Here is a 14,727-nt window from a genome sequence, read left to right as displayed (position 1 = left end):
CATGAGCGCGCCATTCGTTCTGGCCGTTCCCTCCAAGGGTCGCCTCCAGGAAAACACCGAGGCCTTCTTCGCCCGAGCCGGGCTCAAGCTGTCCAAGGCCGGCGGCGCCCGCGACTATCGCGGCACGCTTGCGGGTCTCGACAATGTCGAGGTCGCCTATCTCTCGGCGAGCGAGATCGCATCGCAACTCGCCCGTGGCTTCGCGCATCTCGGTGTCACCGGCGAAGACCTGGTGCGCGAGAATATCGCCGACGCCGACAAGCACGTATCGCTGATCGACGGGCTCGGCTTCGGCTATGCCGACGTCGTGGTCGCGGTGCCGCAGGCCTGGATCGACGTCCGCATCATGGCGGATCTCGACGACGTCACCACCGGCTTCCGCGAGCAGCATCACATGCGGATGCGGGTCGCGACCAAGTTCGTCAACCTCACCCGCGCCTTCTTCCAGAGCCACGGCATCACCGATTACCGCATCGTCGAGAGCGCAGGCGCGACTGAGGGCGCGCCGGCGGCCGGCAGCGCCGAGCTGATCGTCGACATCACCACGACAGGCGCGACGCTCGCCGCCAACGGCTTGCGGGTGCTCGACGACGGCGTGATCCTGCGCAGCCAGGCCAATCTGGTCGCCTCGAAGGAGGCCGACTGGTCGCCGCAGGCCCGCGAGACCGCGCGCATCATCCTCGACCACATCGCCGCCCGGGCCCGGGCCAACAAATACCGCGAGGTCCGGACCCGCTTCCGGCAGTGCGACGCCACGCTGCTCACCGAGGCTCACAGCCGGTTCGGCGTCGAGGCTCCGTTCGGCGGACCGACCTCGTCGGGCATGCTTACGCTGCACTGCCCGCCTGGGCAGCTTTATGCGCTCGCGAGCTTCCTGCGCGAACATGGCGCCGAGACGGTCTCGGCGGTCTCGCTCGACTACGTGTTCGACCGGGAGAACCCGCTGTTCGCCAAGCTCGAAGCGTTCCTGCGGCAGTGAGCCTCAGGTCCGTTCAGCGTAGCGACAGCAAGCAGCAGCTACCATATGCTGTTGAGATGATTTCGACGCCTCTGGAACCTTGATCGATGACACTGGGCTCTGACGTTTCCGGCCTGACCACCACCGCAGCGAGTGCCGCCGCGAAGGGGCTGTCGATCGTCGTCCCCGTCTATAACGAGGCGGCCGGCCTCGCCGTGCTGCACCAGCGTATCTGCGATATCGCCAAGACCTTGCGGCAACGCTACTGGCTTGCCTGCGAGGTCGTTTATGTCGACGACGGCAGCGCGGATGCGACCCTGTCGGTCGCGCGCGCGCTGCCGGCAGACGCGATCGACGTCCAGGTGGTGTCGCTGTCGCGCAATTTCGGCAAGGAGGCGGCCTTGATGGCCGGCCTCGACCACGCCCGCCTCGGCGCCGTGATGTTCATGGACGGCGACGGCCAGCACCCACCTGCGCTCGTCGAGCAGCTTGTGCGGCACTGGATCGAGGACGGCTATGACGTCATCTATACCGCCAAGGCGCATCGGGATAACGAGCCTTTCCTGCGCCGCGTCGCCGGGCGCGGCTTCTACGCGCTGATCAACTGGGGCGCGCGCCAGAAGATCCCGGAAGACGCCGGCGACTTCCGCTTGCTGTCGCCGCGCGCGGTCGCGGCACTCAGGCAGCTGCCGGAGCGCAACCGCTTTTTCAAGGGGCTCGCAAGCTGGATCGGCTTTCGCCAGATCCGCGTCGACTACGAGCCCGCGCCGCGCATCCATGGCGTGACGACCTTCAGCGCCGCGCGTCTGCTCGGTCTGTCGATCGAAGGCGTGACTTCGTTCTCGGTCGCACCACTGCGCTTTGCCAGCCTGCTCGGCGTGTTGCTCGCCGGCGGCGCTTTCCTGTTCGGCCTCTCGATCCTCTGGGAGGTCTTCACCACCGGCAAGCAGGTGCCCGGCTATCCCTCGCTCGTGATCGGCCTGATGACGATCGGCGGCGTGCAGCTCATCATGATCGGCATCGTCGGCGAATATATCGGCAAGATCCTCTCGGAGCTGAAGGCGCGACCGATCTACTTCGTCGCCGAGCATAGCGAAAAGCATTTTGAGGCCGACAAGACCGCCGACGCATCGAACAGGACCGCGGCCGAATGAGCGCGGCGGCAGCGCCGCGGCGGATCTGGCTCTGCGCCGACGATTACGGCATCAGCCCGGGCGTCAACCGCGCCATCCGCGACCTGATCGAGCGCGGCCGCCTCAACGCCACCTCGGTGATGATGGTTGGCCCTGCGATCGAACGCGACGAGATCGATATGCTCCAAGCCGCAGCGAAGACGAGCCCGCGCTGCGCGATCGGATTGCATGTGACGCTGTCGGCGCCGTTCCGCCCTCTCACCATGCATTTCCGGCCGCTCGACGGCGACATGTTCATGGCCTTTCCAAAACTGCTGCGCGCGGGATTTCTGCGGCGGCTCGACCGCGAATTCTTTCGCAACGAGGTGAGAGCGCAGCTCGCCGCCTTCGCGGAAGCCTTCGGCCGCACGCCCGATTTCGTCGACGGCCATCAGCATGTGCAGCTGTTTCCGCAAGTGCGCGACGGCTTTGTCGATGCCGTCAGCGAGGCAGCGCCTCACGCCTGGGTGCGCCAGGGCGGGCGCGACCTGCCACTGGCACAACGGCTAGCGTCGCCGAAAGCGATGGTGCTCGATGTCCTCAGCGCACAATTCCGCCGCCGCGCGGGGCGCGCCGGACTTGCGTTCAATCCCGCCTTTGCCGGCGCCTATGATTTCACGCGCGCGGTCGATTTCGGCGATCTGATGCGGCAGTTCCTGGAAGGTCTCCCCGAGGGCGGCCTCGTGATGTGCCATCCCGGCTTCGTCGACGAGGTCCTCACCGGCCTCGACCCGATGACGGATGTCAGGGAACGCGAGCATGCCTATCTCGCGAGCGACGCCTTCGCGCAGCTGCTCGCGGCCAGCCACGTGACATTGGGATGAAACCGGCGAAAGCCAGCCCGCGGGCAGTCTGTCGCATACCGAAATTTAATCCGGCCGCCACTGTTGGGGCCACAATGGAACCCTACATCCCGCTTGCGCTTGTTTCGCGCGAGGGAGACAGACCATGACGCCGCAGGAACGCCAGCTCGTCGACGAGCTTTTCGACCGGCTTTCGAAACTGGAAAATGCACCGCGCGATCCCGACGCGATCGCCGCGATTTCGGACGGCTTACGCAAGGCGCCCGGCGCAGTCTATGCGCTGGTGCAGACCACGCTGTTGCAGGACGAGGCGCTGAAGCGCGCCCATAACCGCATCCAGGAGCTGGAAGCGGCCCATGCGCCCGAGCCGGCCCAGTCCGGCGGCTTCCTGGATACCATGCGCGACACGCTGTTCGGCGGAGGCTCCTCGCGCGGCTCGGTTCCTAACGTGCCGCCGCGCGAGCAGCGGCCGGTCTGGAACAGCGGCCAGACGATGCAGCAGCCTCAGCCGGGCTACGGCCAGCCGCCCTATGGGCAGGCTTACGGCCAAGGACCAGGGCAAGGCTACGGGCAAGGACCTGGGCAAGGCTACGGCGCCCCGCCGGTCGGCGGTGGCGGCGGCTCGTTCCTCGGCACGGCGGCAGCTGCGGCGGCCGGCGTCGTCGGCGGCTCGCTGCTGCTCTCCAGCTTCCGCGGCATGATGGGCGGCGGATCGCATCAGGCTTTCGGCGATACCACCATCATCGAGGAGCGCGGTGGCGGCAGCCCGTGGAGCGGCGACCAGTCCGGCGGCTCGCTCGCCCGCGATGCCGGCCTCAACGACATCGGATCGAACCGGGAGTCCCGTCAAGATTCCCACCAAGGCTTGTTCGACCAGGCGTCGAACGATCGCGACGGCAATGATCAGGACGACGACAACAACGACAACGGCAATATGGACATTGCCGACGACAGCGACTTCGGCGGCGGAGACGACGGCGGCAGCGACTCCGTATGAGGCTGCGCGATAGCTGCGAAACAAAAACGGCCGCCGATATGGCGGCCGTTTTCATAGAGTTTCTTCCTTCTCCCCTTGTGGGAGAGGCTGAAAGAAACATCACATCACCACGACCTTGGTGCCGACATTGACGCGGCCATAGAGGTCGATGACGTCCTCGTTGCGCATGCGGATGCAGCCGGAGGAGACGTTGGTGCCGATGGTCCAGGGCTCGTTGGAGCCGTGGATGCGGTAGAGCGTGGAGCCGAGATACATCGCACGCGCGCCGAGCGGGTTTTCCGGGCCGCCTTCCATGTGCCTGGGCAAGTCGGGACGGCGGGCGATCATTTCCGCCGGTGGCGTCCAATCCGGCCATTCGCGCTTGGCCGTGATCGACTTCACGCCGCTCCAGGTGAAGCCTTCGCGTCCGACGCCGATGCCGTAACGCATCGCCCGGCCGTTGCCCTCGACGAGATAGAGAAACTTGTTCGAGGAATCGACCACGATCGTGCCGGCACTTTCCTTGCCGCTATAGTCAACAAGTTGTTTCTCGAATTTCGGATCGAACGGACGCTGCCGCGGATCGATCGCCTCCTGCTGGAGACCCGCGCCTTGCTGATATCCACCCTGCGGCTCGCCCATCGGCGGCAGGCGGCGCGGATCGGCATAAGCCGGCTGCTGCTGATAGATCGGCTGCTGCGGCGCATAGGCCGGACCGCGGCCGGGCCCATCGCCGAACAGGAACTCGATGAAGCCGCCGCCCATATTGGCATTGGAGGCGACGCGCACCGGCGCCGGCGGGACTTGCGGCTGGTAGAGCACCGCGGGCGGATCGTTCGGCACGGTATTGTCGAAGGCGCTAGCGCGATCGGCGCCGACAATGAAGGCGCAAGCGCTGCCGAGCAGCGCGACAGACATTTTCTTGAACATCGACGTACTCTGTACTGTTTCGTCTCATTGCATTCGCCGCCGAACGCGGCTTGCTGTCCGCGTCCTCGACGTGGTCAATAAAGAGCAAACTCGGTTGCTTTTGGTAAACGTATCAGGCGTTTCGATTCACCACGTCGCGAGCGGCGGGGCAATTTGGCGATCAGCGTTTATTTTCGATGAAGGGGCGAGCCTCATGGTTAATCGCCCGTTTTGCATGCCGTCGCGCGCGGCCGCAGAACAGTTCCTGCTGTGAACCTCGTGTTAAATTGCTTCCGCCTACAAAGACGCGTGAGTGAGGTGGGGGGAGTTCCTGATGGCTGTTCACCGCAAGCGTTTTCGTGTCGAGGACATCGCCGGTGGCGAGATGCCAATTCTTGACGTAGCAGAAGAGGCAGGCCCGATGCATAGCGAGATAATGGCGGAGCTGCGTGCGATCCGCGCGCAGATGGCGAAGGGCAGCGTCCCCTTGTCCGGCAGCGCAGCCATGGCAGCGATCGACGCCTCCACGGCCCATGAGCTTTCCGAAGCACGCACGATGCTCGATACCTATCGGGCCCAGATCGAGCAGTGCGAGAAGCTGAAGGTCGAGCTCGACCTCATCCACGACGCCATCGACCGCACCAAGCGCGAGATCGCGACCCTGCACGGCAAGAGCTTCGACGGCGGCGAGATGGCCAAGGTCAATGGCGAGCTCGGCGCGGTCGTCGGCGGCACCGAACAGGCGACCCAGCAGATCCTCGAAGCCGCGGAGTCGATCGACCAGGCGGCGAGCGCGATGTCCAAGGTGGACTCGATCGATCAGCAGAAGCGGCTCGCCGACGACATCCAGGAACGCGTCATCTCGATCTTCGAGGCCTGCAACTTCCAGGACCTGACCGGCCAGCGCATCAGCAAGGTCATGACCACGATGAAATTCATCGAGCAGCACATCAATGCGATGATGGAGATCTGGGGTGGGGTCGACGCGATCAAGTCCCACGTGCCGGCGCCGGTCGACACCCGCAGCGAGGACGACAAGCTGCTCAACGGCCCGAAGCTCGCCGGCGACGTCGGCCACGCCTCGCAGGACGACATCGACGCGCTGTTCGACTAGGCGAACGCGACAGAGAGACAAACAAAACGCTGGCGCGAGCCGGCGTTTTTTGTTGCCTTCGTCATTGCGAGCGAAGCGAAGCAATCCAGACCGTCTCCGCAGAGACAGACTGGATTGCTTCGTCGCTGCGCTCCTCGCAATGACGAGAGGTTAGGCCGGAGGCCGCCTTACGCCCTTGGCGCGCAGCGGACGTAGACCATGTTGCCGTAGCGGGTGGCGGCGTCCTTGTCGACGAAGCGGGTGATCATGACGCGGCCGTCGAAGGAGACGATCTCGCGATCCTGCTCGCCCGGTGTCGGGCCGGAGGGGCCGATATAGTTCTTGCCGCCCGGCGAGCCCTTCAGCCGCAGTTCCTGCGGCGTGGCCTGGTCGGCGAGATGCATGATCACGCCGCCGGAGGAACCGGCGCCGATCACATAGGGATTTTTGCACTGGGCCCGCGCGGCCGCCTCGGTGCGGGCGCGGTCGGCCGGGTTCTGGAACGAGGCAAGGCCCCAGCGGCCGACGATCTCGTCGGCGCGGATCGACGCCGGCATCTCCGGCGCGACACCGGGCTCGGTCTCGGGCGCCGGCTGGGACGAGGAGAAGGACGGCAGGCTCATGCCGCCGCCGCAAGCGCCGAGCAGCAGCGCCAGGCAAGAGGCGACCGCCAGATTGGCAACCGTGCGCGCGTGAGCTGAACTGATCATGGCATTCCCCCGAACAAGACCATGGCCGCATCCCTCCAGCAGCCAAGCGCAAAACCGCAGCCGTAGCAATGACGTCCTGATATACGCCATCGCTCCGAACGAGTTTCCAGTGCCACCATCCTATATCCGCCTCACCAATCGCTTAACCACCTTTGCTTGACAGGATCGCAGCCAAGCCATATCCCCTGCGCACTATTAGCACTCGAAAAGACCGATTGCTAAGGGCGCCGTTCGATCCTCGGAAAGAGGGTGGACAGAGCGCCGCCCCCACCCCACTTCCGCTGCTTTCGGAAAAGCGAGCCTCCAAAGGGAAACGTCATGGCTAAGTCCAAATTTCGTCCGCTGCATGACCGTGTCGTGGTCAAACGTATCGACGCCGAGGAAAAGTCCAAGGGTGGCATCATCATCCCCGACACCGCCAAGGAAAAGCCGTCCCAGGGCGAAGTCGTCGCCGTCGGCCCCGGCGGCCGTGACGAGGCTGGCAAGCTCATCCCGATCGACCTCAAGGTCGGCGACCGCGTGCTGTTCGGCAAGTGGTCGGGCACCGAGGTCAAGATCGACAACGAAGAGCTCCTAATCATGAAGGAGTCGGACATCATGGGCGTGATGGCCTAAGGCCAGACGCCTGAACGGCCGCTGAATGCCATGCCCGGATCATCAGGTCCGGGCATCCATCATTCCACCGCACAGCGCAAAACAAGACACATCACGACATAACAGGGATTGCAGACCATGGCTGCCAAGGACGTCAAATTCTCCGGAGACGCGCGCGATCGCATGCTGCGCGGCGTCGACATTCTCGCCAACGCCGTCAAGGTGACGCTCGGCCCGAAGGGCCGCAACGTCCTCATCGAGAAGTCGTTCGGCGCGCCCCGCATCACCAAGGACGGCGTCACCGTCGCCAAGGAGATCGAGCTCGAGGACAAGTTCGAGAACATGGGCGCCCAGATGGTGCGTGAGGTCGCCTCCAAGACCAACGACCTCGCCGGCGACGGCACCACCACCGCGACCGTGCTGGCCCAGGCCATCGTGCGCGAAGGCGCCAAGGCGGTTGCCGCCGGCATGAACCCGATGGACCTCAAGCGCGGCATCGACATCGCGGTCGCCGCCGTCGTCAAGGACATCGAGAAGCGCGCCAAGCCGGTCGCCGCCTCGTCCGAGGTCGCCCAGGTCGGCACCATCTCGGCCAACGGCGACGCCGCCATCGGCAAGATGATCGCCCAGGCGATGCAGAAGGTCGGCAACGAGGGCGTCATCACCGTCGAGGAAAACAAGTCGCTCGACACCGAAGTCGACATCGTCGAGGGCATGAAGTTCGACCGCGGCTATCTCAGCCCCTACTTCGTCACCAACCCCGAGAAGATGACCGCCGAGCTCGAGGACGCCTACATCCTCCTGCACGAGAAGAAGCTCTCCGGCCTGCAGGCCATGCTGCCGGTGCTGGAAGCCGTGGTGCAGTCGGGCAAGCCGCTCGTCATCATCGCCGAGGACGTCGAGGGCGAGGCGCTGGCGACCCTGGTCGTCAACCGCCTGCGTGGCGGCCTCAAGGTCGCCGCCGTCAAGGCGCCGGGCTTCGGCGATCGCCGCAAGGCCATGCTGGAAGACCTCGCGATCCTGACCGGCGGTCAGCTGATCTCCGAAGATCTCGGCATGAAGCTCGAGAACGTCACGGTGAAGATGCTGGGTCGTGCCGGCAAGGTCGTGATCGACAAGGAGAACACCACGATCGTCAAGGGCGCCGGCAAGAAGCCGGAGATCGAGGCCCGCGTCGGCCAGATCAAGGCCCAGATCGAGGAGACCACCTCGGACTACGACCGTGAGAAGCTCCAGGAGCGTCTCGCCAAGCTCGCCGGCGGCGTCGCGGTGATTCGCGTCGGCGGCGCCACCGAGATCGAGGTCAAGGAAAAGAAGGACCGCGTCGAGGACGCGCTCAACGCCACCCGCGCCGCGGTGCAGGAAGGCATCGTCCCCGGCGGCGGCGTGACGCTGCTGCGCGCCAAGAAGGCGGTCGGTCGTCTCACCAACGCCAATGCCGACGTGCAGGCCGGCATCAACATCGTGCTGAAGGCGCTGGAAGCTCCGATCCGCCAGATCTCGGAGAATGCCGGCGTGGAAGGCTCGATCGTGGTCGGCAAGATCCTCGAGAACAAGTCCGAGACCTTCGGCTTCGACGCCCAGACCGAAGAGTATGTCGACATGATCGAGAAGGGCATCATCGATCCCGCCAAGGTGGTGCGCGCCGCGCTCCAGGACGCCTCGTCCGTGGCCGGCCTCCTGGTCACCACCGAAGCCATGGTCGCCGAAGCACCGAAGAAGGAAGCGTCGGCCGGCGGCGGCATGGGCGGCTTCTAAGCTCATCCTCACCTGACAGTGTTGCGAAGGCCGCCTCCGGGCGGCCTTCTTTTTTGCCGATCATGCCTCACGCTTTCCGATTCAACCGGCGGCCAAAACCCACTACGGTGGCGCCGATTCTTTCGATCGAGGATTTCGTCAATGCGCGCGCTTCTGATCTGCTCCACCGCCGTTTTGGCGATCCTGCTTGCAGTTCCGCCCGAGGTCGCCTCGGCCCAGATGAAGCTGTCGCCGAAGGCCACAGCTCCCGGCGGCATGGAGACGCGCTATTTCACCTCGATCGACGGGCTGATGGACGGCAATGCCGACGTGATCCTGAAGGAGACGCGGCAGGGCAAGACGGTCACCGCGGCGGTGCTCGACGTCTGCTACCCCGTCGCCAAGAACTCCGACCGCAAGGACCGCTTCGTCGTCAATCTCCAGATCTCAGGCCAGACGCTGACCGGCACGACCTCGAGCCTCGGCGCAAAGGCGCCTGTTACGGTCAAGCTCACGCGCAAGCCGACCGGCGACACCTTCGAGTTCCGCGGCCAGATCGGCATCGGCCAGACCGTGACCGAGGTGACCTCGCCCGACAATGCCGATCTCAGCGAGAAGGAATTTCTGGACAACCAGACCACCGACGACGGCATCACACCCCAGCCAAAGGACTTCACCGAAGTCTCGCCGGAGGCGATTGCGGTCAAGGTCAAGCTGGAGAACGCGACCGACTTCCTGAAGAGCCTCAAGGGCCAGGACGTCGAGGTGACGCTGGCAAGTCTCACCGTCGGCTGCGACGCGCTGCGCGCCGGCGAGCAGACCATCAACATGTCGGTCGATCCGGAGCGCGCGGCCGCGCTGCTCGCGAAATTCAAGGGAATGCCGGGTGTCACGGCCGCTGGCTGGACCGCAGGGCTCGCCGAGATGGACCGCACCATCCGCATCGGAGCCGCCGACTGGCGCGACGGCGACAAGATCAACCGCGACAAGCTCGCCGCTGCGATTGCCGGCGTGCTGAGCAAGACGCTCGCGGCCAAGCCAGCCGCGCAGAGCTTCAACGCCGCCACCGGCAAGCTCAAGCTCGTCTTCAAGCGGCCGAACCAGGATTTCCCGGAGCTCGAGCTCACCGATACGATCGAGGTCTCGGGCCTCGTCTCCGCCGACAAGCCGGGGACGACCGACAGACTGATCGTCTGGATCGGCAGCCCCTCGACCACCACCGCCGACGAGAGCAGCGGCGCGAAGCTCAACCTATCGGATGAGGCTGCGGCCGACGAGGAAGGCGACCAGCCCGACGACAACGGCTCGATCGAGGCGCTCGCCAAGGAGCTGAAGGGCCAGCGCTGGGACGCCGACAAGTCGGTGTGGAAGTGACGTAGTCATTCCGGGGCGCGCGAAGCGCGAACCCGGAATCCATTGATCGACGAAATCGGTGGCGCGATGGATTCCGGGTTCGACGCTGACGCGTCGCCCTGGAATGACGTAACCGCTAATTCCCGTTGGTGCGAAACCGCAGTGGCTTCGGGCCGACCAGCGTGAGCACGTCGCCCTGACGCTTCCAGGTCTCGACGCTGGCGAGCGCTGCGACGAGATCGTCGTCAGCCTGGGCTTTGGCCGGCGGGCAGGAACGATCCTGAATTGCGCCGGCGACGAAAATCACGGTGTTGCCGGCCACCGAGAACTGGCCCTTGCCGCCCTTGCACCAGAGCTCGAGCACGACCTCGCCATTGTCGCCGATCTCGAGGTTCGGGATTCGCTTCGAGCCTGGCTGCGGCACGGCCTCCAGCGTCATCTCGGTGCCGAAAGGAAAGCCCTCTTCCGCACGCGCAACGGCGGACATCACGAGCAACGCAGCCGCCGCGCACACCATCTGCTTCAACGATACCATGAGACCTCTCGACCGACCGATTTGCCGGGTCTTCTATAAGACAACGAAGCCTTTGAGAAGGTTCGTCGATTCAACACACAAAAACCCCGCGGGACGATCCCGCGGGGTTTTGCGTCGGAGCCGGACGTCGCCTGCTACTTCAGGACGAGGGCCGTGAATGGATAGACATAGGCTTGCAACGTCACAAACACACCGACGAGGCAGGCCAGCACGATCGAGTGCCAGAACACGAAGCGCAGGATCGTGCCCTCGTGGCCGTACCAATTGGTCGCGGTGGAGGCGACGACGATCGATTGCGCGTCGATCATCTTGCCCATCACGCCGCCGGACGAGTTCGCCGCCGCCATCAGGATCGGCGACAGGCCGAGCTGCTGGGAGGTGATCTTCTGGAGATTGCCGAACAGGATGTTCGACGACGTATCCGATCCGGTCAGCGCCACGCCCAACCAGCCGAGCAGCGTGCCGAAGAAGGGATAGAGCACGCCGGTTGCGGCAAAGGCGAGACCCAGCGTCGCGTCGACGCCGGAGAGGCGCGTCAGCGTGCCGATCGCGAGCATCGCCGAGATCGTGATCAGCGAGATCGCACACAGCCGGATGGTGCGGCCATATTCAACCAGCAGCCTGCCGGGACCAACGCCCATCAGGAAGCCGGAGATGATCGCCGCAATCAACATTCCCGTGCCGGTGAAGGACAGATAGGTGAAGCCGAACACCGCCGCTTCCTTGGTCGGCACCGGCGCGACCGGCGGCATCTTGTTGATCATCTGATGCAGCTCGGGAACGGCGTAGTTCCAGGTGAAGATCCCGTTCGCCCAGGTTTTGAAGGCACCGTTGCCCCAGATCAGCATCACGACGCAAACGATGATCCACGGCAACAACGCGCTGAAGAGCTCGCTCTGCGTCAGTGGCGTCCTGTCGAGCGGCTTTGCGGTCGCCATCGTTGCCGCCGATTCGTCATGTCCACGCAGCGCCGGCGACAGCCAGAGCTGCTTCGGCTGCCAGACCTTCAGAAACAGAATCAGCGCGCCCATCGAGATCAGCGACGCACCGATGTCGACGATCCAGGGATTGACGAAGTTCGAGATCACGAATTGCGGGACCGCGAACGACACGCCGGTGACGAGGATCGCCGGCCAAACGTCCTTCATGCCCTTCCAGCCCGCGAACGCGCACACCACCCAGAACGGCACGATCAGAGAGAACAGCGGCAATTGCCGTCCAACCATCGCGCCGAGGATGTAAGGATCGAGCCCGGTGACGGAGGCGAGGCCCTGGATCGGCGTGCCCAGCGCGCCGAAGGCGACAGGTGCGGTGTTGGCGATCAGCGACAGGCCGGAGGCCGCAAGCGGCGAGAAGCCGAGGCCGATCAGCACGGCGCCGGTGATCGCCACCGGCGTGCCGAAGCCCGAGGCGCCCTCGAAGAAGGCGCCGAAGGAGAAGGCGATCAGCAGCAATTGCAGCCGCCGGTCCTCGGTGACGCCGCCGACCGCGCGCTTCAAGAGTTCGAACCGCCCGGTCGTCACCGTCACCTGGTAGAGGAAGATGACGTTGAGCACGATCCAGCCGATCGGAAAGAAGCCGGTCACGATGCCGAGAATCGAGGCGCGGATCGACATGTTCACCGGCATGGTGAAAACGAAAATCGTGATCAGGTTGGTCACGATCACGGCGACGATAGCTGCGATGTGAGCCTGAACGCGCCCGCTCGCGATCAGGACCAGCAGCGTGACGACGGGTATCGCCGCCGCGATCGTCGACAGCACGGGGCTGTGCAGCGGATCATAGATTTGATTCCACATGGTCTTCCTCCCCCACGCATGTGTGCGGCAGGCGGCCCGCGTGGACAGCCGAACCTGCTTGACGCTGGAGGCGATAACCCCTGCTCAGGACGCGAATTCCGCGGTTCCCGTCCCGCTCACAAGCCCGCGAAGTCCTGGAGGCCCCCACCCCACGCCGTTGTGCCCATGCTAGGGTTGCAAGCCGCGACAAGCCAACGCAAATTGCAGAACTTGCGACTTTAGTCTAAGCGCACCCGATTTCCGCCGTGACCTCAGCCATTGGCTTCAGGCCGTTGTGCACATCCCCTCAGGAGACCCCGCTCTGTGAAGAACATCAGCGCCACGCTCGCGACCGTCTGGCGAATCGCCGGCCCGTATTTCCGATCGGAGGACAAATGGGCCGGCCGCGGCCTGCTCGGCGTCGTCGTCGCAATGGAGCTGACGCTCGTCGCGATCAATGTGCTGCTCAATCAGTGGCAGAACCGGTTCTACAGCGCACTCCAGGCCTACGATCTGAATGAGTTTGTCATGCAGGTCTGGATCTTCCTCGGCCTTGCCTTCACCTACGTCGCGCTGGCCGTTTACAAGCTTTACCTGAACCAGTGGCTGCAGATCCGCTGGCGGCGATGGTTGACGCAACACTATCTCGGCGAATGGCTCGACGGCGCCACGCATTACCGCATGCAGCTGAAGGGCGACGCCGCCGATAACCCGGACCAGCGTCTCACCGAGGACGTCACGAACTTCGTCGATCAAACGCTCGTCCTCGGTCTCGGCCTGCTGTCGTCCATCGTGACGCTGGCGTCGTTCATCGTCATCCTCTGGGGTCTGTCCAACAGAGCGCCCCTGCACCTTTACGGGACCGATATCGTCATCCCGGGTTTCCTGGTCTGGTGCGCGCTGGCCTACGCGTTCCTGGGTACGGCACTGACGCACTGGATCGGCGCGCCGCTCATCAATCTTTATTTCGAGAAGCAGCGCTACGAGGCCGACTTCCGCTTCAACCTGATCCGCGTGCGCGAAAATTCCGAACAGATTGCACTCCTGAAAGGAGAGAGCGCGGAGCGAGGTCATCTCCTCCATCGCTTCGGCTACGTCATCGGCAACTGGTATGCGATCATGAGCCGGACCAAGCGCCTGACCGCCTTCACGGCGAGCTACGCTCAGGCTGCGACGATCTTTCCCTATGTGGTGGTCGCGCCGGCCTACTTCGCCAAGAGCATCCAGCTCGGCGACATGATGCAGACCGGCTCGGCCTTTGGCCAGGTGCAGGATGCACTGTCCTTCTTCGTCACGGCCTATCGATCGATCGCGGAATGGCGCGCGATCGTTGCGCGCCTCGACGGCTTCGAGATGTCGGTCGAGACGGCAGCAAACCTGCCGGCGCATGAGGCGACGATCGAGCTCAAGGCGGCGGGCGGCAGCCGCAAGATCGACCTCGAAAAGCTCTGCGTGTATCTCCCCAACGGCACGCCGCTGGTCGCAGCCGACGGCTTCGCCATCCAGGCGCCGGAGCGCGTGCTCGTGACCGGGCCGTCGGGCTCCGGCAAGTCGACCCTGTTCCGCGCCATCGCAGGCATCTGGCCGTTCGGCACCGGCACCATCGCCATCCCCGCGCAGGCGAAGCTGATGATGCTGCCGCAACGACCCTATTTCCCGGTCGGCGCACTGGGTGATGCCGTGATCTATCCCGCAGCACCCGGCGCATTCCAGGCAACCCAGATCCGCGACGCGGTGATCGCCGTCGGCCTGCCGGACCTCGCCGAACGGCTCAACGAGGACGGCCACTGGAACCGGATGCTGTCGCTCGGCGAGCAGCAGCGCCTGGGGCTCGCCCGCGCGCTGCTGCATGGGCCGGACTATCTCTTCCTCGACGAGGCCACCGCCTCGCTCGACGAGCCGTCCGAGGCGCGGCTGTACCGGCTGCTGGCGGAGAAGCTGCCGCAGGCCACCATCGTCTCGATCGGCCACCGCTCGACGCTCGACGCCTTCCACACCCGCAAGGTGGCGATGGTGAAGGACGGCGCGATCCACGTGCTGGGCAACGACAGTGCGCCGGCCGAGCCGGAGCCGAGCGCGGCGCACTGACCCTCGATTTGAGGAAAGGAC

At 64.8% G+C, this 14,727-nt stretch carries 14 protein-coding genes; 10 read left to right on the top strand and 4 right to left on the bottom strand.

From position 1 onward, the window contains the following. Position 1 precedes the first annotated feature (1 nt). From hisG to ACP2YP_RS06205, 4 genes are all read left to right on the top strand, one after another. A complete protein-coding gene (hisG, locus tag ACP2YP_RS06220; protein ID WP_426423017.1) occupies positions 2 to 979 on the top strand; it encodes an ATP phosphoribosyltransferase in 978 nt (325 codons plus the stop codon). An 86-nt stretch (positions 980 to 1,065) separates the two neighbouring features. Next, positions 1,066 to 2,112, top strand: coding sequence for a glycosyltransferase family 2 protein (locus tag ACP2YP_RS06215; RefSeq protein WP_426423016.1), 1,047 nt, complete (start codon positions 1,066 to 1,068; stop codon positions 2,110 to 2,112). After that, positions 2,109 to 2,954 carry a ChbG/HpnK family deacetylase gene (locus ACP2YP_RS06210; RefSeq protein ID WP_426423014.1) on the top strand — a complete coding sequence of 282 codons (846 nt, stop codon included), beginning with the start codon at positions 2,109 to 2,111 and terminating at the stop codon, positions 2,952 to 2,954. The genes ACP2YP_RS06215 and ACP2YP_RS06210 overlap by 4 nt, the downstream gene beginning before the upstream one ends. Positions 2,955 to 3,078: 124 nt before the next feature. Next, on the top strand, positions 3,079 to 3,930 hold the full coding sequence (locus tag ACP2YP_RS06205) for a DUF2076 domain-containing protein (RefSeq protein WP_426423012.1): 852 nt from the start codon (positions 3,079 to 3,081) through the stop codon (positions 3,928 to 3,930). Positions 3,931 to 4,029: 99 nt separating this feature from the next. Here the strand turns inward: ACP2YP_RS06205 and ACP2YP_RS06200 are convergent, their stop codons facing one another. Next, positions 4,030 to 4,839, bottom strand: coding sequence for a L,D-transpeptidase (locus ACP2YP_RS06200; protein ID WP_426423011.1), 810 nt, complete (start codon positions 4,837 to 4,839; stop codon positions 4,030 to 4,032). On the opposite strand from ACP2YP_RS06200, the gene ACP2YP_RS06195 reads away from it, so the two are divergent. Together ACP2YP_RS06195 and ACP2YP_RS06190 are read left to right on the top strand one after the other, a co-directional pair. Further along, positions 4,832 to 5,092, top strand: a complete 261-nt coding sequence (locus tag ACP2YP_RS06195) for a hypothetical protein (protein WP_426423009.1) — start codon at positions 4,832 to 4,834, stop codon at positions 5,090 to 5,092. The genes ACP2YP_RS06200 and ACP2YP_RS06195 overlap by 8 nt on opposite strands. A gap of 60 nt (positions 5,093 to 5,152) precedes the next feature. Continuing rightward, complete coding sequence (locus tag ACP2YP_RS06190; protein WP_426423008.1) at positions 5,153 to 5,932, top strand: protein phosphatase CheZ; 780 nt, start codon at positions 5,153 to 5,155, stop codon at positions 5,930 to 5,932. 167 nt (positions 5,933 to 6,099) lie between these two features. Here the strand turns inward: ACP2YP_RS06190 and ACP2YP_RS06185 are convergent, their stop codons facing one another. Next, entirely contained in the window at positions 6,100 to 6,621 is a 522-nt protein-coding gene (locus tag ACP2YP_RS06185) for a hypothetical protein (RefSeq protein WP_426423007.1), read from the bottom strand. A 318-nt stretch (positions 6,622 to 6,939) separates the two neighbouring features. On the opposite strand from ACP2YP_RS06185, the gene ACP2YP_RS06180 reads away from it, so the two are divergent. From ACP2YP_RS06180 to ACP2YP_RS06170, 3 genes are all read left to right on the top strand, one after another. Further along, positions 6,940 to 7,236 carry a co-chaperone GroES gene (locus ACP2YP_RS06180; RefSeq protein ID WP_157328560.1) on the top strand — a complete coding sequence of 99 codons (297 nt, stop codon included), beginning with the start codon at positions 6,940 to 6,942 and terminating at the stop codon, positions 7,234 to 7,236. 117 nt (positions 7,237 to 7,353) lie between these two features. Further along, a complete protein-coding gene (gene groL / locus ACP2YP_RS06175; RefSeq protein WP_426423006.1) occupies positions 7,354 to 8,973 on the top strand; it encodes a chaperonin GroEL in 1,620 nt (539 codons plus the stop codon). Between the two features lie 141 nt (positions 8,974 to 9,114). Further along, a complete protein-coding gene (locus ACP2YP_RS06170) occupies positions 9,115 to 10,326 on the top strand; it encodes a hypothetical protein (protein WP_426423005.1) in 1,212 nt (403 codons plus the stop codon). A 115-nt stretch (positions 10,327 to 10,441) separates the two neighbouring features. Here ACP2YP_RS06170 and ACP2YP_RS06165 read toward each other — a convergent pair whose 3' ends face one another. After that, a complete protein-coding gene (locus tag ACP2YP_RS06165; protein WP_426423004.1) occupies positions 10,442 to 10,840 on the bottom strand; it encodes an META domain-containing protein in 399 nt (132 codons plus the stop codon). 134 nt (positions 10,841 to 10,974) lie between these two features. Next, entirely contained in the window at positions 10,975 to 12,639 is a 1,665-nt protein-coding gene (locus tag ACP2YP_RS06160; protein WP_426423003.1) for an L-lactate permease, read from the bottom strand. A gap of 303 nt (positions 12,640 to 12,942) precedes the next feature. On the opposite strand from ACP2YP_RS06160, the gene ACP2YP_RS06155 reads away from it, so the two are divergent. Then, positions 12,943 to 14,706 (top strand): ABC transporter ATP-binding protein/permease, encoded by a 1,764-nt coding sequence (locus ACP2YP_RS06155; protein ID WP_426423002.1) that lies wholly within the window; start codon positions 12,943 to 12,945, stop codon positions 14,704 to 14,706. Positions 14,707 to 14,727: the final 21 nt, after the last annotated feature.

Source organism: Bradyrhizobium genosp. A (genome assembly GCF_049949275.1).
In the GTDB taxonomy this organism is placed as follows: domain Bacteria; phylum Pseudomonadota; class Alphaproteobacteria; order Rhizobiales; family Xanthobacteraceae; genus Bradyrhizobium.
Note: the sequence above shows the minus strand (reverse complement) of the source record. Positions and strands in the feature narration are given on the sequence as shown.